Below are 25,635 nucleotides of genomic sequence, written 5' to 3' on the forward strand. Positions count from 1 at the left end.
TGACACAGTCCAACAAGCTAGGAGCCGAGCATGATCTTCGACCATCGCACCTACACCGCCCGCCCGAACCAGCTTCAGCACTTTCTCTCCCTTTACGAGGAGGTCGGCCTGCCGATGCAGCGGCACTATCTTGGCGAACCCTTTGGCTTCTTCCAGACCCATATCGGTGATCTCTCCCGAACCGTGCATCTCTGGAAATATGACAGCCTGGCCGATCGCGAAGCCCGCCGCGACCGGATGGAGGCCGATCCGGAGTGGCAGGCCTATCGGCGCAAAGTGATCGAGACGGACTACCTTCTCGACATGCGCAATCAGATCCTCAAGCCGGTCTCCTTCTTCAACCCCGGTCAATGAGCATGGACCTCGTTTTCACCGCGGAAGGACAAAGCTGGCCCATTACGCTGACGGAGGGCGCGCCGCGGACGCGGAACGCCCTGCTGCGCGCCCTGCCGCTGGACCTGCAGCTCCATACCCCGAAGATCGCCGGAAGCCATATCTTCTGGCATGCGCCATTCGTGGAAGATGTCGAGGGGTCCACCCATGTGCTGGACGCCAAGGCCGGCGCCTTCCTCTACTGGCCGGTACGACAGTTTCTCGAAATCACCTTCGCGCCGCTCCAGGCCGAGACCGCCCATGTTACCGTGCTGGGTCAGCTCGATGCGCCGGTCGAGAGCATCGCCGCCTTGGCGGCAGTGCTCAAAAATCAACAGGGGCGGCGAATTCTCGCCGGCGCTCTGCGACAGGAGGGCATGGCCGACACGCCGCCGAGCCCATCCTCATCCCTGCCCGCCGATCTCGTCACCGCGCGCAAGATACTGTGGACGGACATGCCGCAGGATGTCCGGCAGCTGACCCGATCCAGGGCCCTCATGCATCCTGTCGGTCCGGTCTTCATGGCGGAATCGGAAACCCGCGTGCTGCACGAGCTACTCTGGTGGATTCGCGGCGCGATCGGCACGCGCGATGAAACCGTGTTGCGACAGTCGGCGGCCATCGCCCTCGACAAGACGGCGACGCGGCTGCGCGATTTCTGCCATATGGACACGACGCCGGCCTTGCTCTTTCGTCTCGCGGCCGCGATGGACGAGACCCATTCCTTTTCGGATCTGATCGATGAAGCCATCCTGGTCGCGGGTCGGGCCGGTGCTTGGATCGATCTGCTTATCCCCTGGAATGACCTCAACGAGGCCTTCCGCACCGCCCTAGACTGAAGAGGGACATCGCATGAACACGCTTCGCATCGGCCTGGTCGGCTTCGGGGTTATCGGTCAGCGCTGGGCGGCCGCCTTTGCCCATGCGGGGCACGATGTGCAGGCCTACGATCCGGGCGGCGATCGGGAGGTGGCTTTCCAGGAGAGTCTGCCGAGCCTCATGGCGGATCTCGATGGGCTGCATGGGCCGCAGGCAGCGCCGGGACGCATTCGCCTGTTCAAGACCCTCGCTGACGCGCTCCATGGCGTCGGCTTCGTGCAGGAGAGCGGACCGGAAGATCTTGGCTTGAAGCGAAAGCTGCTGGCAGAGATCGAAGAGCACGTCGCAGACGACGTCGTGATCGCCTCCTCGTCATCCGCTCTCCTGGTATCGGACATGCAGGCCGACTGCCGCATCCCCGGCCGGATCGTGCTCGGCCATCCCTTCAATCCCGCCCATCTCATGCCCCTCGTGGAAATCGTCGGCGGCAAGGCCACGTCCCCCGAGGCGGTTGCCACCGCTCGCGCGCTCTATGACGCCATCGGCAAAAAGCCTGTGACTCTCAATCGCGAGGTGACCGGTCATCTGGCGCTCAGACTGATGGGCGCGATGTGGCGCGAGGCGATCGCGCTGGTGCGCGATGGCGTGGCGAGTGTCGAGGATGTCGATCGGGCTTTCATCTACGGGCCAGGTGCGAAATGGACCCTGCAAGGCGCATTCATTTCGAACCAGCTGAACGCGTCCGGCATGGACGACTTCCTGAAAAAATATGGCCCGACTTATGAGGCGATCTGGGACACGCTGCTCGATGCCCGGCTCGATGCCGAGACGATCCATGCCGTCGTCGAATCCACCAAAGCGGCCGTTGGAGGGCGCAGCCAGGACGAGCTGAGAGCGGCGCGCGAAGCCGGACTGGTCGCCCTGTTGAAAACGGTTGCGGAGCGCGGCGCGCTCTGACCGCCCTGCGTCGCCCTGAAAAGACAAAAGTCGGAACTCCGCGTCCGGCCGCGGTCGCAAAAAAAGGAGCAAGTGGATGCGCTACAAGACCGCTCTCGTCACCGGAGCTTCCAGAGGCATTGGCGCGGCCATCGCCACGGCCCTGACCTCTGCGGGGATGACCGTCCATGCGCTTGCCAGAGACGCGGCAGCCCTCGCCTCGCTTGCGGACAAACTCGGTCCCCGGCTGAAGCCGCTTGTCGGCGATGTCCGCTCCGTCGACTGGATCATGCATTCGCTGGCCGGCGAAGAGATCGACGTTCTCGTCAACAATGCCGGCGGGCTCTCCAGCGTCAAGCCGCTGTGGCAGCAGACGCCGGAGGAAACAGCCGAGATCGTCGCCCTTAACCTGACGGCTCCCTTGCAGCTGATCCAGGCTTTGCTCCCTGCCATGATCGGTCGCCGGCGTGGGCATATCGTCAACCTGACGAGCACGGCCGCCAGCGCCGTCTTCCCCGGCACGACAAGCTATGCGGCGGCCAAGGCCGCTTTGTCGCAGGCCGGCCGAGTGCTGCGCTACGATCTCGCCGGAACCGGTGTCCGACTAACGGAGATCGCGCCCGGGCGGGTCGAAACGGATTTCTACCTCTCGGCCTTCGAGGGCGATCGCGAGAACCTGCGCGAACGCATGTATACGCATCAGAGACCGCTGCGGCCCGAGGATGTCGCCGCCGCTCTCGGTTCGGCGCTGACGCTGCCGGATCATGTCGATGTGGCGGAACTCATTCTCGCGCCAACGGAGCAAGCCGCAGGTGGTCATGTTTATCCGAACGGACCCGCCATCTGACGGTGCCACTCCGGAGCGGCAAGGCCAAAGAAGGATTCAGCTCTCCTTGCGCAGGCGCGTGAGCACCCTGTCGCTCGCCGCTGACCAGGCGGCGGGGACGCCATCGGCGCTGAGGCTCGCCAGCCCGAGCTCGGTGATCCCGCCGGGCGTGACAAGGTCGCTCAGCAGTCTGTCCATCGACTCCTGCTTTTCCGCCATGATGCGGCCGGCAGCGACGAAGGTCAGCGCAGTCAGACGGCGCATGGTGGCGGGATCGCCGCCCTGCCTGGCGGCCCAGTCCACAGATTGCCGGATCAAATCCTGCGCCCAGCCATAAACGGCGGCATTGACCGTCGCGATCTCGAATTCGGCTTCCGTGGCAAGCGCAAGGCTGGGGCCGATACGATCGAGAAAGCGGCGCGCTTCCTGACTGTCTGGAAAGAACACGGTCGGGCTGGCGCCGATCTCCGAGGACGTCAGCGGCATGGCGCGGACGGCCTGGCTCGGTGCTACCCTGAGGTCGGCGAGGGGAACCCCGGCGCAGGCGGAGATCACGAGCTGTCCTGCCCGCCAGGGAAGACTGCCGATGGCCAAAGCCACATCGGCCGGCCGCACAGCGAGGAAGACGATATCGGAGCGCCGGACGAGATCGGCGTTGTTTTCTGCGACCGCGAGACCGCGCGCTTGGGCGAGTGCCGGCCCCTTGCCGCGCGGCGAGAGCAGAAGTTGCGAGGCATCCAGGCCGGAGCGCAACAGACCTTCGACGACACTCGTCGCCAGATGGCCAACGCCCAGAAATCCAACGATCATGCGCTGCTCCTGCATCTGCCACACCCTTCCCAAGACCTGCCAGACCTTGCCCTTGCCAGGGGCGCCGCGTTCGGCAACAAGGAGGCACCGAGAACTGTCGACACCCGATCGCGCCGAACCGCCCCGGAGCTGCCATGACCGAGATTTCCGACCTCACCGATCTGCCCGGACCTGAAACCGAAACAGAGACGCGCCGCTCCGCCGACAGCAGCGAACGCGCCTATCATGCGATCCGCAAACAGCTCGTCGAGTTCAAGTTGAAGCCGGACGAAAGAATCAACGAAGTGCAATTGTCGCGGGGCCTTGGCGTTTCGCGCACCCCGATCCGCGAGGCACTGAACCGGCTGGCGTCCGAGGGCTTCGTGTCGCTGAAACCCAATCGCGGCTTCTTCGTGCGTAGCCTTTCCACCGAGGGTCTGCTCGATCTCTACGAATTGCGGTCCATCATCGAATGCGCGTCCTTCAGGCTGATGTGCGAGCGGGCTGAGGACGAACAGCTGGCACGCCTCCAGTCCTACTGGAATGCGATCGTCGAGGATTACCGGACCCATCATCCGGACGTTATCCTCGCCGAGGATGAAGGGTTCCACCTGCTGATTGCCGAGCTTTCCGGCAATCCCGAGCTGTACAACCAGCTGGCTGCCATCAACGCCCGCATCCGTTTCATCCGACGCATCCAGATCGAGCATCGGACGCATGACATGCGGCAGGTGGCCTCCCATTCGGCGATCGTCGATGCGGCCATGCGGCGCGATGTCGACAAGGGTATTGAGCTCCTGCGCCAGCATATCGAAATGACCGTCTCCGCCACGCAGCAGGCGCTGAAGGACGCGCTGCTTAAGGTCTTCGCGCCCGACGCGAGCGGCGGAAAGCCACGTCGCGGCCGGGCGTGACCGGTGTAGGAATAGAGCGAGAGAAAATTGAACGCAATAGTGTCGACACTTTCTTGACGCCTGCCTCTTTGTCTGCTTCCATGGCTTTATCGGCAAGAGACCAGAACGGCCTGCCCGATCGCCTGTGCGAATCTACAAAGGGGAACAACATGACGTTTGCACGTTCGCTTTGCCTCGGCGCTTCGCTGCTTGCCAGCTCGGCGCTTCTCATGCCGGTACTCTCTTCAGCGGCGAGTGCCGAAGAAATCGCGATCGGTCTTGCCGGTCCGCTCTCTGGCCCGCAGGCCTATTTCGGCACAACCTGGCACAATGGCTTCAAGCTTTACTGGGACAAGCTAAACGCCGCCGGCGGCGTCAACGGCACGACGGTCGCCTATGAGCAGGAAGACGACAAGGCCGACCCGCGTGAGGGAACACTGGTCGCACAGAAGTTCTGCGACGACGACAATGTTCTGATCGGCCTCGTCAACTTCAATTCCGGCGTCGCGCAGTCGACACTGCCGATCTATGAGGAATGCAGCCTGCCGACCATGACCTTCGGCTCGAACCCGTCACTGACGCATCAGGGCTACAAGATGATGGTGCGCCCTGTTGCCAACGATCTCGCGGGCGCCCTACTGCCTGCCGAATACGCCTTGAAGACCCTCGGCGCCAAGACCGCCATCGTGGTCTCCGACAAGCAGGTCTTCGGCCAGGGCATTTCGGAGATCTTCTCGAAGAACTTCACGGATGGTGGCGGCAAGGTGGTCGACACGCTCGCGGTCGCCCCGACCGACGTCGACTTCACCGCCGTGCTCGCGCAGATCAAGACGAAGTCTCCCGAGGTGATCTACCTCGGCGCCGTCATGCCGCAGCTCGCCCTCTTTGCCAAGCAGATGCACGAGCAAGGCATCAAGGCGACCCTGCTTGTGCCGGATGGCGGCTATACGCCGGACTACATCACGCAGGCCGGCGAGGCCAATGTTCAGGGCTCGCTGGTGGCGATCCAGGTTCCGCCGATGGATGCCTCTCCCGACATTGCCGAATTCGCCAAGCTCTACAAGGAGAAGTATGGCGAAGAGGCTGGCCCCTACTCGATCTACGGCTATGTCCAGGGCCAGATCCTCGAGGAGGTCCTGAAGACCACCAAGGGCCTGACCCGCGAGGACATCAACACGGCGCTTCACAATGTGAAGGTCAAGACCGCGGTGGGCGAGCTCGAATTCGACGAAATCGGCGAACTCAAGGTCGCTCCGTCCTACCTGTACAAGGTCGAAGGGACGAAGTTCGTCCTGGCCGGCCAGAAGTAACCCTCCCGCTACGTCGTCGTGCCGGCGAATCCGGCCGACAACGTCGCCGCGCGACCGGCGCCGACTTGCCATACTGGGCGCCGGACGCGCATCCTCCCCCTCGTGATCCCACGCATCGCATGGCGACGTGACGGGTCCTCCGAAAGGGAACGCCCATGTTGGGAACGATTCTTCAACAGACGGTCAACGCGCTGACCATCGGCTCGATCTACGCCTTGATCGCGCTCGGCTACACCATGGTCTACGGCGTGCTTCGCATGATCAACTTCGCCCATGGCGAAATGTTCATGCTCGGTGCTTACGCCGCTTTTCTCGTCCTCGCCGGGCTGGTCGGAGAGGTCGGAGGCGCTGGGGCCTTCGCACTCACCATCGCCTTCTTCGCTGCCGTGATCGGCATCGGGTTCGTCGGCGTCGGCATCGAGCGCCTCGCCTACAAGCCGCTGCGCAACTCCACGCGGCTGGCACCCATGCTCTCCTCGCTCGGCGTGTCCCTGTCGCTGGTCGCGGGCGTACAGATCATGGCCGGTCCTCAACCCGTGGCTTTCCCGAACTTCTTTCCGGCCACGCGCTATCAGGTCATGGGGGGCACGATCACCTCGGTGCAAATCGGCATCCTGATCGCCGCCTTCGTCCTCATGTTCGCACTCTACCAGCTCGTCAACCGAAGCCGGATCGGCATCATCGTGCGCGCCGTGTCCGAGAGCCGGCCGACGGCACAGCTTCTCGGCATCAACGTCAATCTGGCGATCTCCATGGTGTTCTTCACCGGACCGCTGCTCGGGGCTGCCGGCGGCATTCTCTATGCCAGCTATTATGGCATCATGACCCCGACCATGGGCGCGGTGATCGGGCTCAAGGCCTTCACAGCCGCGATCCTCGGCGGGATTGGCTCCATCCCGGGTGCCATGCTCGGCGCTTATATTCTCGCTTTTGTCGAAGTTGGCGGGACGGCCCTCCTGCCTTTGATCACCGGCGGCATGCTCGGCACCGAATATCGCGACGTCCTCGCCTTCGCCATTCTCATCGTCGTCCTTCTCGTGCGCCCGGCCGGCATTCTTGGCGAGCCGGTATCGGAAGAGAGCATGGTCTATAAGAGGGAGTTCTGATGTCCGTCGCCGACAGCCTGACCATCCAGAACAAGGCCGCGACCCGGCGACCGGGCAGCCGGCTTCTCGCCATACTCGTCCTCGCGACGGTGGTAGCGCTTCTCATCGCCACGCCCTTCCTGCCCAACTATTATGTTCGTGTCGTCAACGGGCTGCTCATCTACATCCTGCTCGGGATCGGGCTGAACATTGTCATCGGCTATGCGGGCCTTCTCGATCTCGGTTTCGTCGCCTTTTATGCCGTGGGCGCCTATACCTACGGGCTGCTCGCCAGCCCGCAATTCGACCTGCACCTGCCGTTCCTGCTGATCGTCGTCATTGCCGCCTTCCTCGGCATGCTGACCGGCATCCTGCTGGGCGTTCCGGTGCTCAAACTCAGGGGCGATTATCTGGCGATCGTTACCCTCGGCTTCGGCGAAATCATCCGGATCCTGCTCAACAATGTCGGCTGGCTAACCGGTGGGCCACAGGGGATCGCCCGGCTCGACAAGGCCTCGATCTTCGGCATCGAAGTCGCGAGGCCCGTCGAGATCTACTGGCTGCTGCTCGTGACCGTCATCCTGGTCGCCACCGTCGTCTGGCGCATGGAACGCTCCATCCTCGGCAAGGCCTGGGCCGCGATCCGCGAGGACCAGGATGCGGCACGCGGCATCGGCATCAACACCACCAATGCCAAGCTCGCCGCCTTCGCGACATCGGCCACGATCGGTTCCATCGCCGGTGTCATCTTCGCCGCCTCGCAGCGCTTCGTAAGCCCGGAAAGCTTCACGCTACAGGAATCGGTGCTGATCGTCCTGATGATCGTCATCGGCGGCATCGGCAACATCCTCGGCATCGTCGCCGGCGCGGCGATCCTGATTCTTCTGCCGGAGGTGCTGCGCGAATTCGCAGAATGGCGCATCCTCTTCCTCGGGATCCTGATGATCGTGCTCATCATCATCCGGCCAGGCGGAATCGTGCCGCGCACATTCGGCCCCGAAGCATTCTTCCGGAGGCTGCTCGGCAAATGACACTTCTCTTCCAGAGCCTCCGCAAGCAATACGGCGCCAATGTCGCGATCGACGACGTCTCGACCACCTTCGAGCCCGGCCTGATCCACGGGATCATCGGACCCAACGGCGCCGGCAAATCGACGCTGATCAACATGACGGCCGGGTCCTACACGGTATCGGCCGGCGAGATCCGGCTGGACGGACGGCGCATCGACGGTTTGAAAAAACACGAGATCGCCAATTCCGGCATTGCCCGCACCTACCAGAACATCCGCCTCTTCGACCAGATGACGGCGATCGAGAACCTGGAGGTCTGCTACTATCCGGCCGAGGTCGGCAAGAGCTGGCGCGAAATCCTCTGGCCGCCCTATAGCCGCAGTCAGACGGAACGCCGACGCCGGGCGTGTCTGGAGATTTTGCGGTTCTTTGGGCTCGAGGGCTACGCCGAAGCCGAAGCAGGCAGCCTGCCCTATGGACGCCAACGCATGCTGGAAATCGCCCGCGCGCTCGTGATGAACCCGCGCGTGCTGCTCCTCGACGAGCCGGCCGCCGGTCTCAACCATCACGAAACGTCCGAACTCACGGCCAAGCTCGCTGAACTGCGCTCTCCCGACCGGGTGATGATCATCGTCGAACACGACATGGACCTCGTGATGACGCTCTGCGACAGCATCGTGGTCATGCATCATGGGAAACTGCTCTTCAAAGGCACGCCGGCCGAAGTCCAGGCGAGCACCGACGTTCAACTTGCCTATCTGGGGACAGCCAATGACATCGACGACATCCGGGCCGCTGCTGAAGCTCGCCGGGCTCAGCTCGGGATACGGGCGCGTCAGCGTCCTTGACGGCATCGACCTCGAGGTCGACGAGAAGGAGATCGTCGTCATTCTCGGCCCGAACGGAGCCGGCAAGACAACGCTGCTCAATTCGATCTCGGGCGTTGCCCGCCCGACCGCGGGCACCATTCATTTCGAGGGTCGCGACATTACCGGTGCGCGGCCCGAACAGGTGGTGCGCATGGGGCTAACGCACTGCCCCGAGGGACGGCAGATCTTCCAACGCCTCACAGTCGAGGAAAATCTGGTGGCTGCCCATATCGGCCGCGCCGGCAAGAGCTTCGAGGCGCTGAGGGCTGAGGTCTTCGATTGCTTCCCGATCCTCAAGGAGCGCCGCAACGGGATGGCGAGCCGAATGTCCGGCGGTCAGCAGCAAATGCTGGCGATCGGCCGCGCATTGATGGCCGAACCGAAGCTCCTGATGCTGGACGAACCGTCGCTCGGGCTGGCACCGAAGATCGTCCACCAGATCTTTCGCATCATCCTCGATCTCTCGAGGACGGGGATTTCGATCCTGCTGGTCGAACAGAACGTGCAGCTGGCGCTCGAATGCGGCGATTACGGCTATCTGCTGAACACCGGTCGCGTGCGCCTGCATGGTCCGTCGCAGGAGATGGCCCAGCACTCTGCCTTGGGCGAAGCCTATCTGAGCGGCGCCACCGGCGAGACGATCCATGTTTGAGGTGGACTGGAAAACGCCGCATCTGTGGCGCAAGACCATCGCTGCCAGAACGACCGCGCCTGCCCTCTCCGGCGACATCGGCACCGATGTACTCATCGTCGGCGGCGGCTTCACCGGCATGGCGGCCGCGCTCGGTGCACGCGACAGCGGCGCCCGCGTCGTGCTTCTGGAGGCCAACGAGATCGGCTCCGCGGCGTCCGGGCGCAACAATGGCCTCGTCATCTCGCACCACTCCAAGGCTTCGCCATCCGAATATGAGGCCGCCTTTGGCAGGACTTACGGGGAGCGCTACAATCGCATGGTCGCCGAGGCCGGCGGCGTCGCCTTCGGCCTGATGCAGCGCTTCAACATCGACGCGCATCAGGTGCAGGAGGGGTGGATCCAACCGGCTCACAGCGAGAAGACGCTGGTGCGCGCCCGGCAGTTCTACGAGGAATGGAGGGCTTTCGGAGCCGATGTCTCCTGGCTCGACCAGAACGAGGTCACAGAGATCATCGGCAGCCCCTATCTCGGCGGCTGGAAGGTGCACAATTCGGGGCACATCAACCCCTTTGCCATGACGATCGGTCTTGCGGCTGCGCTGGAGAGGGAGGGCGTGGCGATCTATGAAAACAGCCGTGGCACCCGCCTGGAGAAAGTCGAGGGCGGCTGGCGGATCCACACAGCTCGCGGCAGCGTGACCGCGCCCGAGGTCGTGCTCGCGACCGATGCGCTGACCGGAGACATCTGGCCGGGCCTGAAGCGCACACTCATTCCGTTCAAGGTGTTCCAGTCCGCGACCAACCCCATGCCCGAGAAGCTGCGAGCAAAAATCCTGGTGGGCAATCCAGCTGTTTCCGACATGCGCAACGATCTGCGCTACTTCCACTACGATGTGGACCAACGGCTGGTCAGCGGGGGCACCCATACCGCCTGGATTGGCGAGGCCGCGCGCGGCCGGGCCAAGGTGGCGCGCATGCTGGACAAGGCGTTTGCCGCCTTCGACGGCCCGCCGGAAATGGCGGAGTACTGGCACGGCACCTTCGCCGTCGTGCCAGACCGGCGACCCCGGCTCTACCGCCTTGCCCCCGGTCTCGTCTTCGGCGGTATCTATTCCGGACGTGGCGTGGCGCTCTCCCTTTCGCTCGGCCAGGAGATTGGCCGGTGGGCGGCGGGTCGGCGCATGGATGCCGACATGCCGCTGCCCGTTACCGCCATGAAGCCCATACCGTTCCATCCTGTTGCCGTTGCCGTCGCAAATGCCATGCATCCCTATCATCGCTTGCAAGATCGGCGCGATGGCTGACGCCCTGAGCGAGCGGGCTCGGTCATGGGCGCGGCCGGTCCCTCTCCTCGCCTCGTCGAAAATCGTGCCCAGCTTCGCTCTGGACCACGCGATAGGCACGGATGCACCAGCGACATCCCACGATCCCTCCCAGGAGTTGTTCTCATGCCCGGTCCCTTCGTCGTTCCCTTTCATGGTGATGCAGATCTTCCCGAACGGGTCGATGTCGTCGTCATCGGCGGCGGCATCATCGGGGCATCGACGACGCTTGAGCTCGCAGAGCGCGGCCTGACGGTCGCTCTGTGTGAGAAGGGCGGGATCGGGCACGAGCAGTCGAGCCGCAACTGGGGCTGGGTGCGCATCACCCGCCGCGACCCGCGCGAGGTTCCGCTGATGGCCGAGGCTCTGCGGATCTGGGACACGCTCGACGCCCGCACCGGCCGCGCCACCGGCTTCAAGCGCGCGGGCATCACCTTCACCTGCGAGACCGAACAGGAGGTCGAGGAGCATGCGCGCTGGCTGAAGAACCTCGAAGGCTACCAGATCTCGTCCCGCATGCTGACGCCGGCCGAATTCAACGCTCTGAACCCCGGCTCGACCCTGCCGGTGAAGGGCGCCCTCTATACGCCCGACGATGCCCGCGCCGAGCCGCAGCGGGCCGCGCCCGCCATCGCCGAAGCGGCGCGCGAGCGGGGCGCCCATGTGATGACCGAATGCGCCGTGCGCGGTATCGACACCAAGGCCGGCAGGACTTGCGGCGTCTTCACCGAGCGTGGCTTCATTGCCTGCGATGCGGTGGTGCTCGCCGGCGGCGCCTGGTCGAGCCTCTTTGCCCGCAACAGCGGGCTGCGACTGCCGCAGCTGAAAGTCCTCAACTCCGTTATCCGCACCAAGCCGCTGGACGGCGGGCCGGACTCGGCGATCTGGGCCGACGGCTTTGCCATCCGCAAGCGGCAGGATGGCGGCTATACGGTCGCCAATGGCGTCGAGAACATCGTCGACATCGTCCCCGACAGCTTCCGCTACTTCAGAGACTTCCTCCCCGCGCTCGGCCATGAATGGAGGGCGCTAAAGCTGCGCGGCGGCCTGCGCTTTCTGGACGAGGCCCGACTGCCGAACCGGTGGGCGATGGATGAGCCATCGCCCTTCGAATACAACCGCGTTCTCGACCCCAAACCCTCCTTCACACTGCAGGACAAGGCGCTCGCCAATCTGCGCAAGGCCTTTCCGGTGTTCGAGAAAGCCGAAATCGCGCAGCGCTGGGGCGGATGCATCGATGTGACGCCGGACGCCATTCCCGTCATCTCCGCCGTCGATCCGATCCCCGGCTTCTTCATCGCCACCGGCTTTTCCGGCCACGGCTTCGGCATCGGCCCGGCCGCGGGCAGGCTGATGGCGGATCTCGTGACCGGCCGGCCGCCTCTGGTCGATCCGTATGACTTCCGCTTCAGCCGCTTCTCCGACGGCTCGAAGCTCCGCATCATCAGCGGGTTTTGAAGAGGTCCGAAGACTTAGTCGTCACGCCTCTCGCGCGCGGAGGGCCGCATAGCATCGCGCGACATAGACACGGGGTTTGCCGTCGTCACCGCGTTCCAGGCCGCACGAATGCCGCTCAGATGATCGAGCGAGGCAAAGACACGTGCAACGGTGAACGGATCGCTTTAGGTGGTGGAGACGGTGGCGCCGAGCCCGATATGTTTCGTGGCACCGGCGATGACCGACAGCAGGGTCAAAGGCTGGAGCCTCGCCGTGTAGGATGGATGAGCGGCCGGGTCGGCATAGAGATTGTCAGCCTTGAAGATCAGGTCGAACAGGCCGCGCTCGGCTTCCTCAGCGATCGTGCGGACCTGGTTGATAATCTGAAAACTGTCGATCGTACCCGGCGTCTGCCAGCCGGGGACGTGGCTGCCGGTCCCCAGAATGAACAGGCTCAAGATCGACCTGCACCGGCCTGATCCGCCCGCTCCGCGTCAGCGCGCTGACAGTGCGGGCGGCGGCGAAGACCGTCACGCGTTCGGCGGCCAGAGCCTGTGCGGTCGCAGCACCGAAGCCGCGGCTGGCGCCGAGCACCAGCATCGTCGCGCACTGCTGCCTGAGGCGACCACTGTGAGCGCGATGAACTATGTCGCAAGGCAGATGGAAACTGCGCACCGGATGGAGGCGATTGCGAAGATCGTTGCTGACTGTAAGACGCCTCATGAGACGAGCATCGCGCCCTACCGCTTGGCAGATCGTGCCCCAAGACGTGGGACGCGATCTTATGCGGGGGCCCGCTCTATGCGAGGTGGGTCTTGTCGGTGCAGAAGACGGCCTTCTATGGCCATAGTGCCCTCAGCCCTCGATGCGGCAACCCTGCTTCTGCAAGGCTGCATCGACCCAGGCGCGGTCATTTTTGCCGGCGCGAATATTCTCCATCTGTCGGGTCTCGGCCTCGTGCTTCCTGCTAGCGGCTGTGTAGACGGTCTCGACATCGTCGATCGGCACGCTGAGCACGCCGTCGCGATCGCCGCAGACGAGGTCGCCGGCGTGGATGACCATGCCGCCGATGGAGATCGGCACGTTCACCTCGCCCGGGCCGTCCTTGTACGGACCGCGATGCGTGACGCCGCAGGCAAAGACGGGGAAGGCGCCGGCGCTGAGTTCGGCGCTGTCACGCACAGCGCCGAAGATGACGATGCCGCCGAGGCCGCGCTGGTCGGCATGGGCAACCATGAGCTCGCCGATGATGGCATTGGTCAGATCGCCGCCGGCATCAACGACAACGATGTCGCCCGGGTCGGCGATGTCGAGCGCCTTGTGGACCATGAGATTGTCGCCCGGCCGCGCCTTCACGGTGACCGCCGGGCCGACCATGGTGGCGCCGGTGTAGAAGGGCCGCAGCGCCGCGCCGGCGGCGGTCATGCGGCTCATCACATCGCTCACATTGGCGACGGGCAGGCTGCGAAAGGCTTCCACCCACCGTGTCTCGACCTTCCGCTCCCGGCGGCAGACTCGAAATCCGATCATTCCATTCCTCCTTCTTGAAGACATCGCCGCCTCAAGCAGCGGCAATCAGGTCCTTGTTGGCGAGCGCCTGGCGGTCGTAGCCATGGCCTTCGAGGACGCCGATGATGTGCCGGACGCTCTGCACTGCCATGTTGCGGAGCGCCGAGCGGCTTGCCCCGCCGACATGCGGGGTGGCGATCACATTCGGCAGCGTCCAGAGCGGATTGTCCTGTGCCGGCGGCTCGGTCTCGAAACTGTCGAGCGCAGCGCCGGCAATCGTCCCGTTGCGAAGCGCCGCGACCAGGGCCGCCTCGTCCACCACGGCACCGCGGGCGGTGTTCACGAGGAAGGCCGTCTGCTTCATCAGGGCCAGCCGCTCGGCGCTGATCAGGTGATGGGTCTGCGGGATCAGCGGGCAATGAAGACTGACGATATCGGAGACCTTCAGTACCTCGTCGAGATCGCGGCTGACGACGACGCTCGACGCATCGCCGGCGAAGGGATCATAGGCGGCGACCTCCATCCCGAGGCCGCGCGCAAGCGCTGCCGCCCGCTGCCCGATCTCGCCGAAGCCGATCACCCCGAACACGGCACCGGCCAAGTCGCGCCCCACATATTTCGTCTTCGGCCAGGATCCACCCTTCACCGCCTTGTCCAGCGGCACGACGTCCTTCATTAGGGTGACCGTCAGGCTGATCGCCAGTTCGGCGACCGACTGCGCATTGGCGGCCAGAGCCCGGAGCACGGGCACGCCGCGGGCCGAGGCGGCGGAGAGATCGATATTGTCGACGCCGCTGCCATGCTTGGCCACCACGCGCAGGCGCGGCGACGCCTCGATGACCGAGCGAGAGATCTGCCCCTGGCGAACCAGGATCGCATCCACCTCCCTTTCCCGCGCCAGCGATGCCAGATCGTCGGAGGTTGCGTAGGCGGGCGCATAGATGACATCCACCTGGTGTGAGGCCAGCATATCCCTGGCTTCCGCCACCAGTTCGGCGCCCGTGACCATGACCCGGCCACCCTTCCCGGCGCCTGATTCGGCTGCTGCGATCATCTGCTCCTCCCTCCATCTACTCGGTGCGTTCACGCAAACGGTCAGTACCCGTTGACGAATGACGTTTATCGCATATTGTACTTGATGAAAAGGTGTTGTACTCAGTACAACGTACATCATCTTTTTGGGAGGAGCTAATGCCTGGAAATGCGAACGGCGTCGCTGCGGTCGAACGCGCGGCCACACTGCTGGAAGCCTTTACCGATCGCGACTTTTCGCTGTCGCTCGGCGAGCTTTCGCGCCGTGTCGAACTGGACAAATCCACGGTTCTGCGGATCGCGCGCTCTCTTGCGAAATTTGGCCTGCTGATTCGCAATGAGGATGGCAGCTGGCGGCTCGGCCCGAAGCTGATGAAGCTCGGCAACATCTATCAGTCCACCTTCCGCGCGGCCGATGTGGTCGAGCCGCTGCTGGCAGAGCTTGTCGATCAGACGGGCGAGAGCGCCGCGGTCTATGTCCGCGAGGGGCAGATGCGCGTCTGCCTGTTTCGCCACGATTCCCATCAATCGATCCGCCATTCCGCCCGGGTCGGCGACACGATGCCGCTGGAACTCGGCGCCCCGGGTCGCGTCATCCTGGCCTTCACCGGCAAGCACGGTTCCGTTTATGACGAGATCCGCGGCCAGGGCTTCTTCGCCACCTTCGGAGAGCGCGACCCGCAGGTCGCCAGCCTGGCCGTGCCGATCTTCCGCGATGGCACCACGCTGTTCGGATCGCTGGCGCTGACCGGGCCGCCGGCCCGCTTCACCGAAGACGCCATCACCACCCATCTCAAGACGCTCCAGATGGCCGCCAACAAGCTTTCGGCGGCCATGGGAGGAGAACCCGGCTGATCGGCGGGACCGGGCCCGCAGCATCCAATGGAGGATTGGAAATGAAGAGACTGACCACGAAACTCGCATTGGCCGCTGCGGCGCTGTCTGCTTCCGTCTCGCTGGCGCATGCCGACTGGCCGAACGACCGCCCAATTCAGATGATCGTCGCCTTCGCGCCGGGCGGAAGCACCGACGTCATGGCGCGCGCCATCGAGCCCTTCCTCGAAAAGGAACTCGGCGCCGACATCGTGATCGAGAACCGGCCGGGCGCCTCGGGCGAGATCGCCTATACCGCCTTGTCGAAGTCGAAGCCGGACGGCTACACCTTCTCCTACATCAACACGCCCGGCTATCTGTCGATGCAGGTGCAGCGCAAGCTCGGCTATGATCCGGCGACGATCAAGCCGATCGTCCGCATCGTCGACGATCCGACCGCCGTGGTCGTGCCCGCAGCCTCCGAGATCAAGACGCTCAAGGACTTCGTCGATGCGGCGAAGGCCAATCCCGGCGCGATCTCCTACGGCTCCTCCGGCGTCGGCACCGATGACCACCTGGCGATCATCCTGCTCGGCGCGGCATCCGGGACCACCTTCACCCACATCCCCTTCAGCGGCGCGGGCGAAACGCGGACCGCCGTTCTCGGCGCCCAGGTTTCCGGCGGCGGCCTGAATGTCAGCGAATTTGCCGGCAACGACACGTCGGGCCTGCGCATGATCGGCCATTTCGGCGCCGAACGGTCGCCGCAGCTGCCCGATGTCCCGACGGCCAAGGAACAGGGCTTCGACGTCCAGATGACGTCGGAACGCGGCATCGCCGCGCCGCGCGATCTGCCCGACGACATCACCATGAAGTTCTCAGAGGCGATGAAGAAGGTCCTCGACAATCCGGAGTTCCAGAAGCAGGCCAAGCAGCTCGCTCTGCCCCTCGCCTACCTCTCCGGGCCGGACTGGGAAAAGCAGATGCCTGATCGCCTGGCGCGCTTCCAGAAGATCTGGAACGAAACGCCCTGGGTGCAGTGATGAGCGGCTCCTTGAAGGCGAAAGGGGATCGTCCCGATATCCTCGCGGGCGTGCTGATGATCGGACTGGGAGCGCTTGGCCTTTGGGCCGGGCGCGACCTGCGCTTCGGCTCCGCCGCCATGATGGGGCCGGGCTTCCTGCCCGACGTCATCTGCGGCCTGCTGATCGCGATCGGCGGCGCGGTTCTCTTGAAAGGTCTGGCCAAGAGCTTCGACCCGATCGGCGAATCCAACATCAAGCCGCTGATCATCCTCGTCGTGGCAATCGCGGGCTTCGCCCTGATGGCGGAACCCCTCGGCTTCGTCGTCTCGACCATCTGGCTGCTCGTCATCGGCAGCCTCGCCGATCAGGAGTCGCGTTGGCGCGAGATCGCCATCTCGACCCTGCTGCTGACGCTCTTCGGCGCGCTCGTCTTCATCTACGGTCTCGGCGTCCAGATGCCGATCCTGCCGTTCTGACCGGGACCGGAGGAAACATCCATGGCCTTTCTCGACGTTCTGATGCTCGGCTTCTCCGAAGCCCTGACCCCCACCAACCTGTTGTTCTGCTTCATTGGAGCCCTGCTCGGAACGCTGATCGGCGTGCTGCCGGGGATCGGCCCGACCGCAACGGTCGCGATCCTCCTGCCGGTCACCTTCTTCCTGCCGCCGCTCGCCGCCCTTATCATGCTGGCGGGCATCTTCTACGGTGCGCAATATGGCGGCTCGACCACGGCGATCCTCGTCAATCTGCCCGGCGAAGCCTCCGCGGTGGTGACGGCGATCGACGGCTACCAGATGGCGCGCAAGGGGCGTGCGGGCGCCGCGCTGGCGATCGCAGCGCTCGGCTCCTTCTTCGCCGGAACCGTCGCGACGATCGGTCTCGCCGTGGCCGGCCCGACGCTCTCCTCCTTCGCGCTGTCCTTCGGCCCGGCGGAATATGTCTCGCTCTGCGTCTTCGGACTTCTGGCGGCGACGATCCTCGCTCATGGTTCGGTGATCAAGGCGATCGGCATGGTCTGCCTCGGCCTGGTGCTCGGCATGGTCGGCATCGATGTCAACAGCGGCTCGACCCGCCTCACCTTCGGCTCGACGGAGCTCTATGACGGCATCGACTTCGTCGTCATCGCCGTCGGCCTGTTCGGCGTCGCCGAGATCGCCAGCAATCTCGAATTCAAGAAAGCGCGCGGCGTCCTGCAAAGCACGATCGGGCGCCTCTGGCCGACGCGGGAGGAGTTCAAGGAAAGCTGGGCGGCCGTTCTGCGCGGCACGGCGGTCGGCACTCTGCTCGGCGTCCTGCCCGGCGGCGGCGCGACGCTCAGCGCCTTCAGCGCCTATTCGGTTGAAAAGAAGATTTCGAAGACCCCGGAAAAATTCGGCCATGGCGCCATCGCCGGCGTGGCGGGCCCTGAAGCGGCCAACAATGCCGGGGCGCAATCCTCGTTCATTCCGCTGCTGACCCTCGGCATCCCCTCCAACTCGATCATGGCGATGATGCTCGGCGCGATGACGATCCATGGGATCACGCCCGGTCCCTCGGTCATCCAGAACCAGCCGGAACTGTTCTGGGGCCTAGTCGCCTCCATGTGGCTCGGCAATGCGATGCTGCTCGTCATCAACCTGCCGCTGATCGGCATCTGGGTGCGGCTGTTGAAGGTTCCCTATCGGCTCCTCTATCCCGCAATCCTGCTCTTCTGCTGCATCGGCGTCTACAGCGTCAACAATCGCGGCTTCGACGTCGCCTTGGTCATTCTGTTCGGCATTCTGGGCTATGTCCTGCGCAAGGCGCGCTGCGAGGCGGGGCCGCTGCTGCTCGGCTTCGTTCTCGGGCCGCTGCTCGAAACCAATCTTCGGCGCGCCCTTCTTCTCTCCCAGGGCGATCCGCTGGTCTTCGTCGAACGTCCGATCAGCGCCGTGCTGCTCCTGATCACGGCGGGCATGCTGCTGACGCTGATCCTCCCCGCCATACGGAAGAGCCGCAAGGAAGCCTTCGAGGCCAGCGAGGACTAGCAGCATGCGGAAGCCGACCCAGCCCCGCCCGCTCGGGCGGGGACGATTGAAGGGCATCCTCTCGCTCGACGATTTCGAGACGCGGGCGCGGCGCCACCTGCCGCGCCCGCTGTTCGGCTATATCGCCGGCGCATCGGAAACCAATGCCTCCCTGCGGATGAACGCATCCGCATTCCAGGCCTATGCCTTCCGGCCGCGGGTGCTGCGCGATGTCTCGGGGCGGTCCATGACCACCGAGCTTTTCGGCAAGACCTATGGCGCGCCCTTCGGGATTGCGCCGATGGGGATCAGCGCCCTGATGGCCTATCGCGGCGATCTGGTGATGGCGCAGGCCGCCGCACGCGCCGGCATCGGGATGATCATGAGCGGCTCCTCGCTGATCCCGATGGAAGAGATCGCCAGCTCCGCGCCGGACGCCTGGTTCCAGGCCTATCTGCCGGGCGAAACCGACCGGATCGACGCGCTGGTGGACAGGGTGGCGGCCGCCCGCTTCGGCACGCTGGTGCTGACCGTCGATACGGCGGCGCTCGCAAACCGCGAGAACAATATCCGGGCAGGATTTTCGACGCCGCTCAGGCCGAGCCTCAGCCTCGCCTGGCAGGGCATCTCGCATCCGCGCTGGACCGCAGGCACCTTCTTGCGCACGATCCTGCGGCACGGCATCCCGCATTTCGAAAATTCCTATGCCACCCGCGGCGCTCCGATCATCTCGTCTTCGGTCATGCGCGACTTCGGCAAGAAGGACCATCTCAACTGGGCGCATCTTGAGCGCATCCGCGCGCGATGGACGGGACGCCTGGTCGTCAAGGGCATTCTCCACGCGGACGATGCCCGCCAGGCGGCGGAGCTGGGTGTCGACGGCATCATCGTCTCCAACCATGGCGGCCGCCAGCTGGACGGCGCCCTCTCTCCCCTCGACGCACTGCCGCCGATCGCCGAGGCGGTCGGGGACAAGACGGTCGTCATGCTGGATGGCGGCATCCGACGCGGCTCCGACGTCCTGAAGGCCCTGGCGCTCGGTGCTCGCTTCGTCTTCGTCGGCCGCCCTTTCCTTTACGCCGCCTCGATCGGCGGCCTCGACGCCGCCCTGCTTGCTGCCGATATCCTCAAAACGGAACTCCACCGCAACATGGCCCTTCTTGGGCTGACCAGCCTAGACCAGATAGGTGCGAGCGACCTCTTCCGGATCAAGGGCTCATGACGGCGCGCGAATGACCGCATGTCATCGACGGTTTGCGGCCTCCCTCGGTTGGAGGAAGACGCTGATCGTTTAGATCGAATGCGCCATGGGATGAGTTGCGCATGTTCCATGCTGTCGCGAAGGGCGGCACGGTGCGTGCGGCGGCGGACGCGCTCCACCTCAACCACGCTACGGTTCTCCGCGGCATTGTGCGCCTGGAGCAGCGTCTGAAAACGAAGCTGTTCGACGAGCTTCCATCTGGATACAGGTTGACGTCGGCCGGAACCGACATTGTCGATCTGGCCGCTCAAGTGATCGCAGACCTTATGTCACCAGTCTCGAGTCGAGGCGGCTACGCAGCGTGTCAACTGCCTCGCCAATCGCTCCCACGACATTATATGCGTTTTCTCACCGTCACGCACGCTGTTGACCGGCCTGTTCAAGACCTTCCGGCTGAACCAGTCGACGACGGCGCAGAGCCTAACGGCAATTGCAAGCAATTGCCTGACGGCCAAGGGATAGACAAATCCTCGCGCCATAGGAGTGTAGCTCATGTCCATGGCCCAGACCTAGTTGGGTCGGGTGACCGCGAGCTTGCGCAGGAGATAGGGTTAGATTTTGTGCCCAGGTGCCGGTTTCGAGGTGTTCGGGCGGCGGTAGATCGCCTCGATGCCCATCTTCGTCATCAGCGTGGCGACGTGCAGCCGCCCGACCTCCAACCCGTCTCCCCTCAAAAGCCCTTGTAACATCCGACTTCCGGCAAGCGGGTAGTCGAGGTGCAACTCATCGATCCGGCGCATCAGGGCAAGATCGCAGTCAGGCACTGGACCGGGAAGGTAATAGACCGTGCCACCGCCGATGCCGAGAAGCTTCGCCTGGCGCACAACGGAAAGCTTGTGCTCGCGGTCGATTATTTCTTTCCGCCCAGCAATCCCGCCTTGCCGAGCGCACGGGATAAAAAATCATTCTCCAGTGTCAGTTCGCCAATTTTGGCGTGCAGCGTTTTGACATCGACGGTCGGACCCGTTGGCTCCGCCTTCGTTTCATCGCCGAAAGCGCCCGTCGCCCCCTCAAGAAGCTCGTCTTTCCACTGTTTGATCTGGTTGGCATTCACATCGAACTGCTGGGACAATTCCACCAGCGTCTGTTTAGCCCGGATGGCGGCGAGCGCCACCTTTGCCTTGAAAGCCGGGCTGTGGTTCCGGCGCGATCGTCTCGAATAGCAAGTCAGTCCGGGCCTGACGCCCGGAGAGATGGTTGCAGCGGGGTTCGCTCACCAGCAGCAGAAGCCGCCATCGACCAGGAGATCGACGCCGGTGACGAAGCTTGCGGCGCTGGAGAGCAGAAAGACGGCGGGGCCGACCATTTCGTCAACATGGGCCATGCGCTGCATCGGCGTCTGCTCTTCGAAGAGCTTCGTCTGGTGCACCATCTCCGGCCGCGTGTTCATCGGCGTCGCCGTATAGCCGGGGCTGATCGTGTTGACGCGGACGCCGCGCTCCACCCACTCCATGGCCATCGACTTGCTCATATGGATCACGCCGGCCTTGGACGCATTGTAGTGGCACTGGCTGAGGCCGCGATTGACGATTACGCCGGACATGGAGGCGATGTTGACGATCGCGCCGCGACCGTGCCTCAGCATGGCGCGGGCTTCCGCCTGGCAGGAGAGGAAGACGCCTTTCAGATTGATGTCCATCATCGTCTGGAACTGGCTTTCCTCCATCTCCTCGGCCGGATTGGCATTGGCGATTCCAGCGGCATTGACCGCAAGCGACAGGGTGCCGAGTTCGGCCTCGATCCGGGCGACCGCCTCGTTCAGCGCGGCACCGTTGGTCACGTCGACGGCGAGCGACAGGCTGCGCCGGCTTGTCTCGGCGATGAAGCCCGCCGTCTGGGCAAGCCCGTCATCGGTGCGGCGGTCGAGCAGGGCGACATCGGCGCCGCACTGGGCAAGGCCCACGGCAATGCGCTGGCCGATGCCGCTGCCGGCGCCGGTGACCAGCGCCACCTCGCCGGTGAGATCGAAGAGTTTCGGCGCGTCGAGCGTCAGTGCGGGCATGCGGTCGTCCTTTCAGCGTGTCGCCAGTTCCATGACCGAGACGTCGTTTGCCGCCTCGCGGTCCAGAATGCCGGCCTGTTGTCCATGCGCCATGACCATGATGCGGCCGGAGACGCCGAGTACCTCTTCGAGATCGGAGGAGACGACGATGACCGCCACACCATCGCGGGCGAGGTTCATGATGAGATCGTAGATCGAGGAGCGGGCGCCGACATCGATGCCGCGGGTCGGCTCGTCGAGCACGACCACCTCCGGCCGGCGCGCCAGCCATTTGGCGAGCACCACCTTCTGCTGGTTGCCGCCCGAAAGCTCGCCGGCCTTCTGCTCCCCGCGCCCCTTGACGCCGAGGCTGCGGATGAAGGTCTCCGAATAGTCGCGGATCCGCTGGCGGCTCGTCCAGCCCTTGCGGCAGGCGGCGTTCAGATTGGGGTAGGCGATATTGTCGGCGATCGAATGGTCGAGCACGACGCCCTGCAGCTTGCGGTCCTCAGGAACCAGGACGATGCCGTTGCGGATGGCGTCCGCCGGCGTGCGCGGCGTCACGGGCCGGCCATGCAGGCGCACCTCGCCGGCCGAAACCGGGTCCGCGCCGGTGATCGCGCGCACCAGTTCCGTGCGACCGGCACCCATCAGGCCGGCAATGCCGAAGACCTCGCCCTTGCGTACCGAGAAGGAAATGTCGCGGAAGGTCCCGAAGGGTGAGGACAGGCCCTCAACCTCGAGTGCGATGTCGCGGGACGGCTCCGGCAAGGCCGGGAACATCCGCTCGAGCGAGCGGCCGACCATGGCCTCGACGATGGTGCGGACCGGCACGTCGCCCGTTTCGAAGGTCTTCACCTTGGCCCCGTCACGCATGACGACGATGCGATCGGCGATCTGGCGGATCTCCTCCAGCCGATGCGAAATGTAGATGATTCCGACGCCCTCGGCCTTGAGGCGGGCGATCTGCTCGAAGAGCAATTGAGTCTCGTCGCCGCCGAGCGCCGCGGTGGGCTCGTCGAGGATCAGCAGGCGGGCATTGAGCGTCAGCGCCTTGGCGATCTCGATCAGCTGCTGGCGGCCGGTGGAGAGTCCTTCGACCAGTCTTTCCGGTGGAATGTCGAGGCCAAGGCGCTTGAGGCCTCGGGCTGCGCGCTCCTCCATGGCCGCGCGGTCCAGCCGACCGCTACGCATGGGGTAGCGGCCGAGGAAAATGTTCTCGGCGATCGACAGCTTCGGCAGAAGTTTCAACTCCTGGTGGATCATGCCCACGCCCTCGTCCATCGCGGCGCGCGGCGAGGCGGGGGCATAGGGCTTGCCGAGCCAGGTCATCTCGCCGGCGGAGGGCTGGACGGTGCCGGAAATGATGTTCGACAGGGTCGATTTTCCGGCACCGTTTTCGCCGAGCAGCGCCACCACCTCTCCCGGATAGACATCGAGATCGACGCCATGGAGAACCTTGACGGGTCCATAGGTCTTCTGGATCCCGCGCAGCGAGAGAAGAGGCGAAGAGGTCGACATGTGGCGCGTGGCTCCCGGGCTCGCAGGTCTTAGGGGTGAGACTTGACGAACTGAGGCGCGTTCTCGCAGGTGGTGAGAACCGCGTTCGGCGTCTGGCGTGCCTCGACCTTCTGGCCGGCGGCCACGGCGATGGCCGATTCCACTGCGAGGACGCCCATCTTCTGGGTGCTCTGCGTGGCCGTGGCGATGAAGGGGCCCTTGCACTTGGCAAGATATTCCAGCGCCGAGACGTCGCCGTCATAGCCGCCGATGATCACCTTGTCGGAGAGGTTGGCGACATCGACCGCTTTGGCGGCACCCATGGCAAGACCGTCGGCTTGGCCGAAGATGATGGTGATGTCGGGATTGGCCTGCAGCATGTTCTGGGCGATGGAGAAGCCCTCATCGGCCGACCACATATTGCTCCACTGCTGGTCCACCAGTTCGACGCCCTTGTTCTCGTCGATGGCGCGCTTGCAGCCGGTATAGCGGTCGACTTCCGGCGTCGTGCCCTTCTGGCCGTGGATGATCGCCATCTTGCCCTTGCCGCCGGCCTTCTCGATGATGTGCTTGCAAACCGCATAGGCGGATTCGACGCTTTCACCGGCGATGAAGGTATCGCCAGGCGCCCCGTCCGGCACGCGGTCAACATTGATGACCGGGATGCCGGCTTCGCGCGCGAGACGGGTCGGAACGGCGGCGGCCGCCGCGCCGGCCGGGATATAGATGAAGGCGTTAATATCCTGGGTCATGAGGTCCTGGACCTGGCTGACCTGGGTGTTGGTGTCGTTCTTGGCATCGACGACGACGACCTCGATGCCCTTCTCCTTGGCATGCTTCTCGACACCCAGCTTGATCTGGTTGAAGAAGTCCGCCTGCAGGTTGGGAACGGCAAGCCCGATCTTCTTGACCTCGGCTGCGGAGGCCGGGACGGCAAGGGCTGCGACCGCAGCGGTTGCCAGAAGCAATTTCGACAATGACATGGTTTCTCCTCCGAGTATGCTTGGTGGCGCCCGACTCCTCGCAGGAACCACCTTGCCTTTGCCGGCCCGCACCATTGCGGGGCCGATGGAACCACCCGGACCCACGCCCGGGCGATGGGGTTATCGCCGCTTGCGATAGGTTTCCGCGGTCACGGCGAGCACGATGACGCCGCCGATGATGACCTGCTGCATGAAGGGCGAGACGCTGAGCAGGTTGAGCCCGTTGCGCAGCACGCCGATGATGAGGACGCCGATGATGGTGCCGCCGATTCCGCCGGTGCCGCCCGAAAGCGAGGTGCCGCCGATCACCACGGCGGCGATCGCGTCGAGCTCGTAGGAGACGCCGGACGAAGGCTGCACGGAATCGAGCCGGGCGGCGAGCACCATGCCGGAGAGGCCAGCAAGCAGGCTGCTGACCATGTAGACGAGCACGGTGGCCTTCTGGACATCGATACCGGCGAGCCGCGCCACCTCGGCATTGCCGCCGATGGCGTAGAGAATCCGGCCGCCATGGCGATAGCGCTGATAGAGAAGCCCGGCCAGGAAGACGATGATCATCACCGCCACCGTCAGGGTCAGGAACCCGCCGAAGCGCACGATCGCCATCATGTTGAACCAGGTCGGAAAGCCGATGATCTGCTGCCCGTCGGTGATCATGTTGGCGAGACCGCGTGCGATCGACATCATGGCGAGCGTGGCGATGAAGGCCGGCACGTTGAAGCGGGTGATGAGCAAGCCGGCGACCAATCCGTTCAGCGCCGCGGCGAGGAGGGCGAGCGGAATGGCGATGCCCATCGGCACGCCTGCGACCACGTTCAGATAGCCGAGCACCATCATGGCGAGCGCCATGACCGAACCGACGGCGAGATCGATGCCGCCGATCAGGATGACCAGCGTCATGCCGACGGCCATGACCCCTAGAACGGTGATCTGATCGAGCACGTTCAGAAAATTACGCACCGACAGGAACTTGTCGGTGGCGATGGTCAGGAACAGGCAGAGCAGGATGAGGCCGATCAACGGCCCGGTGGCGCCGCGCAGCGAGGGCAACCATGCTGCGGCCGGGCTGCGCCCTTCCTTGTACGTCGCCAGCATCTGTCGTCTCCTCCCAGATCCGCTCTGCATAAATATTCATGTTGTGCATTAAATTCGTAACCGGCTTATTCCCATCTGTCAACACCATCAATAGGCGTCGATCTAGCCGTCATCGGAGAGAAGATGGCTTGACAGACGCCCGCCTTCTGC

General features: G+C 64.3%; 25 protein-coding genes and 2 pseudogenes. 18 read left to right on the forward strand and 9 right to left on the reverse strand.

All coding sequences use genetic code 11. The annotated features are described in order from the left end of the window. The first annotated feature begins 30 nt into the window (after positions 1-30). The 4 genes from ACLE20_RS02175 (at position 31) to ACLE20_RS02190 (ending at position 2,974) form a co-directional block, all read left to right on the forward strand. The gene (locus ACLE20_RS02175) at positions 31-354 is read left to right on the forward strand and encodes an NIPSNAP family protein (protein WP_410938603.1); all 324 of its coding nucleotides are present in this window, start codon (positions 31-33) and stop codon (positions 352-354) included. A gap of 2 nt (positions 355-356) precedes the next feature. Continuing rightward, on the forward strand, positions 357-1,211 hold the full coding sequence (locus ACLE20_RS02180; RefSeq protein ID WP_410938604.1) for a hypothetical protein: 855 nt from the start codon (positions 357-359) through the stop codon (positions 1,209-1,211). Positions 1,212-1,224: 13 nt separating this feature from the next. Beyond that, the gene (locus tag ACLE20_RS02185) at positions 1,225-2,148 is read left to right on the forward strand and encodes a 3-hydroxyacyl-CoA dehydrogenase NAD-binding domain-containing protein (protein ID WP_410938605.1); all 924 of its coding nucleotides are present in this window, start codon (positions 1,225-1,227) and stop codon (positions 2,146-2,148) included. A gap of 76 nt (positions 2,149-2,224) precedes the next feature. Beyond that, positions 2,225-2,974: an SDR family oxidoreductase gene (locus ACLE20_RS02190; protein WP_410938606.1), complete on the forward strand. Its 750-nt coding sequence runs from the start codon at positions 2,225-2,227 to the stop codon at positions 2,972-2,974. Between the two features lie 36 nt (positions 2,975-3,010). Here ACLE20_RS02190 and ACLE20_RS02195 read toward each other — a convergent pair whose 3' ends face one another. After that, on the reverse strand, positions 3,011-3,763 hold the full coding sequence (locus ACLE20_RS02195) for an NAD(P)-binding domain-containing protein (RefSeq protein ID WP_410938607.1): 753 nt from the start codon (positions 3,761-3,763) through the stop codon (positions 3,011-3,013). Positions 3,764-3,897: 134 nt separating this feature from the next. Between ACLE20_RS02195 and ACLE20_RS02200 the strand changes: the two genes are divergently transcribed. The 8 genes from ACLE20_RS02200 (at position 3,898) to ACLE20_RS02235 (ending at position 12,322) form a co-directional block, all read left to right on the forward strand. Further along, positions 3,898-4,656, forward strand: a complete 759-nt coding sequence (locus tag ACLE20_RS02200) for a GntR family transcriptional regulator (protein WP_410938608.1) — start codon at positions 3,898-3,900, stop codon at positions 4,654-4,656. A 149-nt stretch (positions 4,657-4,805) separates the two neighbouring features. Beyond that, positions 4,806-5,945, forward strand: a complete 1,140-nt coding sequence (locus ACLE20_RS02205) for a branched-chain amino acid ABC transporter substrate-binding protein (protein ID WP_410938609.1) — start codon at positions 4,806-4,808, stop codon at positions 5,943-5,945. 155 nt (positions 5,946-6,100) lie between these two features. Then, complete coding sequence (locus ACLE20_RS02210) at positions 6,101-7,051, forward strand: branched-chain amino acid ABC transporter permease (protein WP_410938610.1); 951 nt, start codon at positions 6,101-6,103, stop codon at positions 7,049-7,051. Then, positions 7,051-8,061, forward strand: a complete 1,011-nt coding sequence (locus ACLE20_RS02215; RefSeq protein WP_410938611.1) for a branched-chain amino acid ABC transporter permease — start codon at positions 7,051-7,053, stop codon at positions 8,059-8,061. The genes ACLE20_RS02210 and ACLE20_RS02215 overlap by 1 nt, the downstream gene beginning before the upstream one ends. Beyond that, positions 8,058-8,888 carry an ABC transporter ATP-binding protein gene (locus tag ACLE20_RS02220; RefSeq protein ID WP_410938612.1) on the forward strand — a complete coding sequence of 277 codons (831 nt, stop codon included), beginning with the start codon at positions 8,058-8,060 and terminating at the stop codon, positions 8,886-8,888. Before ACLE20_RS02215 ends, ACLE20_RS02220 begins: the two co-directional genes overlap by 4 nt. Further along, entirely contained in the window at positions 8,812-9,561 is a 750-nt protein-coding gene (locus ACLE20_RS02225; protein ID WP_410938613.1) for an ABC transporter ATP-binding protein, read from the forward strand. Before ACLE20_RS02220 ends, ACLE20_RS02225 begins: the two co-directional genes overlap by 77 nt. Continuing rightward, a complete protein-coding gene (locus tag ACLE20_RS02230; protein WP_410938614.1) occupies positions 9,554-10,846 on the forward strand; it encodes an NAD(P)/FAD-dependent oxidoreductase in 1,293 nt (430 codons plus the stop codon). Before ACLE20_RS02225 ends, ACLE20_RS02230 begins: the two co-directional genes overlap by 8 nt. Positions 10,847-10,990: 144 nt before the next feature. Next, positions 10,991-12,322: an NAD(P)/FAD-dependent oxidoreductase gene (locus ACLE20_RS02235; RefSeq protein WP_410938615.1), complete on the forward strand. Its 1,332-nt coding sequence runs from the start codon at positions 10,991-10,993 to the stop codon at positions 12,320-12,322. Positions 12,323-12,486: 164 nt separating this feature from the next. Here the strand turns inward: ACLE20_RS02235 and ACLE20_RS02240 are convergent, their stop codons facing one another. The 3 genes from ACLE20_RS02240 to ACLE20_RS02250 form a co-directional block, all read right to left on the reverse strand. Further along, complete coding sequence (locus tag ACLE20_RS02240) at positions 12,487-12,759, reverse strand: hypothetical protein (RefSeq protein WP_410938616.1); 273 nt, start codon at positions 12,757-12,759, stop codon at positions 12,487-12,489. A 397-nt stretch (positions 12,760-13,156) separates the two neighbouring features. After that, on the reverse strand, positions 13,157-13,831 hold the full coding sequence (locus ACLE20_RS02245; RefSeq protein WP_410938617.1) for an RraA family protein: 675 nt from the start codon (positions 13,829-13,831) through the stop codon (positions 13,157-13,159). A 31-nt stretch (positions 13,832-13,862) separates the two neighbouring features. Next, positions 13,863-14,864, reverse strand: coding sequence for a hydroxyacid dehydrogenase (locus tag ACLE20_RS02250; RefSeq protein ID WP_410938618.1), 1,002 nt, complete (start codon positions 14,862-14,864; stop codon positions 13,863-13,865). A gap of 137 nt (positions 14,865-15,001) precedes the next feature. On the opposite strand from ACLE20_RS02250, the gene ACLE20_RS02255 reads away from it, so the two are divergent. The 6 genes and pseudogenes from ACLE20_RS02255 to ACLE20_RS02280 form a co-directional block, all read left to right on the forward strand. Next, entirely contained in the window at positions 15,002-15,697 is a 696-nt protein-coding gene (locus tag ACLE20_RS02255) for an IclR family transcriptional regulator (protein WP_410938619.1), read from the forward strand. Between the two features lie 41 nt (positions 15,698-15,738). Beyond that, positions 15,739-16,698 carry a tripartite tricarboxylate transporter substrate binding protein gene (locus ACLE20_RS02260; RefSeq protein ID WP_410938620.1) on the forward strand — a complete coding sequence of 320 codons (960 nt, stop codon included), beginning with the start codon at positions 15,739-15,741 and terminating at the stop codon, positions 16,696-16,698. An 11-nt stretch (positions 16,699-16,709) separates the two neighbouring features. After that, the gene (locus tag ACLE20_RS02265; protein ID WP_410938621.1) at positions 16,710-17,156 is read left to right on the forward strand and encodes a tripartite tricarboxylate transporter TctB family protein; all 447 of its coding nucleotides are present in this window, start codon (positions 16,710-16,712) and stop codon (positions 17,154-17,156) included. Between the two features lie 21 nt (positions 17,157-17,177). Continuing rightward, positions 17,178-18,686: a tripartite tricarboxylate transporter permease gene (locus tag ACLE20_RS02270; RefSeq protein ID WP_410938622.1), complete on the forward strand. Its 1,509-nt coding sequence runs from the start codon at positions 17,178-17,180 to the stop codon at positions 18,684-18,686. A 4-nt stretch (positions 18,687-18,690) separates the two neighbouring features. After that, positions 18,691-19,887 carry an alpha-hydroxy-acid oxidizing protein gene (locus tag ACLE20_RS02275; RefSeq protein ID WP_410938623.1) on the forward strand — a complete coding sequence of 399 codons (1,197 nt, stop codon included), beginning with the start codon at positions 18,691-18,693 and terminating at the stop codon, positions 19,885-19,887. Between the two features lie 95 nt (positions 19,888-19,982). Beyond that, a pseudogene (locus ACLE20_RS02280) lies at positions 19,983-20,138 on the forward strand (LysR family transcriptional regulator); the annotation flags it as partial. 165 nt (positions 20,139-20,303) lie between these two features. Here the strand turns inward: ACLE20_RS02280 and ACLE20_RS02285 are convergent. From ACLE20_RS02285 to ACLE20_RS02305, 5 genes and pseudogenes are all read right to left on the reverse strand, one after another. Further along, positions 20,304-21,097, reverse strand: a pseudogene (locus ACLE20_RS02285) (IS3 family transposase); the annotation flags it as partial. Between the two features lie 42 nt (positions 21,098-21,139). Then, a complete protein-coding gene (locus tag ACLE20_RS02290) occupies positions 21,140-21,928 on the reverse strand; it encodes an SDR family oxidoreductase (RefSeq protein WP_410938624.1) in 789 nt (262 codons plus the stop codon). A gap of 12 nt (positions 21,929-21,940) precedes the next feature. Beyond that, complete coding sequence (locus ACLE20_RS02295) at positions 21,941-23,428, reverse strand: sugar ABC transporter ATP-binding protein (RefSeq protein WP_410938625.1); 1,488 nt, start codon at positions 23,426-23,428, stop codon at positions 21,941-21,943. 29 nt (positions 23,429-23,457) lie between these two features. Continuing rightward, positions 23,458-24,390, reverse strand: coding sequence for a substrate-binding domain-containing protein (locus ACLE20_RS02300; RefSeq protein ID WP_410938626.1), 933 nt, complete (start codon positions 24,388-24,390; stop codon positions 23,458-23,460). Between the two features lie 120 nt (positions 24,391-24,510). Then, positions 24,511-25,485, reverse strand: coding sequence for an ABC transporter permease (locus ACLE20_RS02305; protein WP_410938627.1), 975 nt, complete (start codon positions 25,483-25,485; stop codon positions 24,511-24,513). Positions 25,486-25,635 lie beyond the last annotated feature (150 nt).

The organism is Rhizobium sp. YIM 134829, from assembly GCF_046546455.1.

Bases quoted from the DNA above. Each gene is read 5' to 3' on its own strand.
- ACLE20_RS02205 (WP_410938609.1), top strand. From the start codon at position 4,806: ATGACGTTTGCACGTTCGCTTTGCCTCGGCGCTTCGCTGCTTGCCAGC.
- ACLE20_RS02175 (WP_410938603.1), top strand. From the start codon at position 31: ATGATCTTCGACCATCGCACCTACACCGCCCGCCCGAACCAGCTTCAG.
- ACLE20_RS02275 (WP_410938623.1), top strand. From the start codon at position 18,691: ATGCGGAAGCCGACCCAGCCCCGCCCGCTCGGGCGGGGACGATTGAAG.
- ACLE20_RS02185 (WP_410938605.1), top strand. From the start codon at position 1,225: ATGAACACGCTTCGCATCGGCCTGGTCGGCTTCGGGGTTATCGGTCAG.
- ACLE20_RS02245 (WP_410938617.1), bottom strand. From the start codon at position 13,831: ATGATCGGATTTCGAGTCTGCCGCCGGGAGCGGAAGGTCGAGACACGG.
- ACLE20_RS02290 (WP_410938624.1), bottom strand. From the start codon at position 21,928: ATGCCCGCACTGACGCTCGACGCGCCGAAACTCTTCGATCTCACCGGC.
- ACLE20_RS02215 (WP_410938611.1), top strand. From the start codon at position 7,051: ATGTCCGTCGCCGACAGCCTGACCATCCAGAACAAGGCCGCGACCCGG.
- ACLE20_RS02255 (WP_410938619.1), top strand. From the start codon at position 15,002: ATGCCTGGAAATGCGAACGGCGTCGCTGCGGTCGAACGCGCGGCCACA.
- ACLE20_RS02300 (WP_410938626.1), bottom strand. From the start codon at position 24,390: ATGTCATTGTCGAAATTGCTTCTGGCAACCGCTGCGGTCGCAGCCCTT.
- ACLE20_RS02190 (WP_410938606.1), top strand. From the start codon at position 2,225: ATGCGCTACAAGACCGCTCTCGTCACCGGAGCTTCCAGAGGCATTGGC.
- ACLE20_RS02235 (WP_410938615.1), top strand. From the start codon at position 10,991: ATGCCCGGTCCCTTCGTCGTTCCCTTTCATGGTGATGCAGATCTTCCC.
- ACLE20_RS02295 (WP_410938625.1), bottom strand. From the start codon at position 23,428: ATGTCGACCTCTTCGCCTCTTCTCTCGCTGCGCGGGATCCAGAAGACC.
- ACLE20_RS02200 (WP_410938608.1), top strand. From the start codon at position 3,898: ATGACCGAGATTTCCGACCTCACCGATCTGCCCGGACCTGAAACCGAA.
- ACLE20_RS02270 (WP_410938622.1), top strand. From the start codon at position 17,178: ATGGCCTTTCTCGACGTTCTGATGCTCGGCTTCTCCGAAGCCCTGACC.
- ACLE20_RS02210 (WP_410938610.1), top strand. From the start codon at position 6,101: ATGTTGGGAACGATTCTTCAACAGACGGTCAACGCGCTGACCATCGGC.
- ACLE20_RS02195 (WP_410938607.1), bottom strand. From the start codon at position 3,763: ATGATCGTTGGATTTCTGGGCGTTGGCCATCTGGCGACGAGTGTCGTC.
- ACLE20_RS02230 (WP_410938614.1), top strand. From the start codon at position 9,554: ATGTTTGAGGTGGACTGGAAAACGCCGCATCTGTGGCGCAAGACCATC.
- ACLE20_RS02260 (WP_410938620.1), top strand. From the start codon at position 15,739: ATGAAGAGACTGACCACGAAACTCGCATTGGCCGCTGCGGCGCTGTCT.
- ACLE20_RS02225 (WP_410938613.1), top strand. From the start codon at position 8,812: ATGACATCGACGACATCCGGGCCGCTGCTGAAGCTCGCCGGGCTCAGC.
- ACLE20_RS02250 (WP_410938618.1), bottom strand. From the start codon at position 14,864: ATGATCGCAGCAGCCGAATCAGGCGCCGGGAAGGGTGGCCGGGTCATG.
- ACLE20_RS02305 (WP_410938627.1), bottom strand. From the start codon at position 25,485: ATGCTGGCGACGTACAAGGAAGGGCGCAGCCCGGCCGCAGCATGGTTG.
- ACLE20_RS02180 (WP_410938604.1), top strand. From the start codon at position 357: ATGGACCTCGTTTTCACCGCGGAAGGACAAAGCTGGCCCATTACGCTG.
- ACLE20_RS02220 (WP_410938612.1), top strand. From the start codon at position 8,058: ATGACACTTCTCTTCCAGAGCCTCCGCAAGCAATACGGCGCCAATGTC.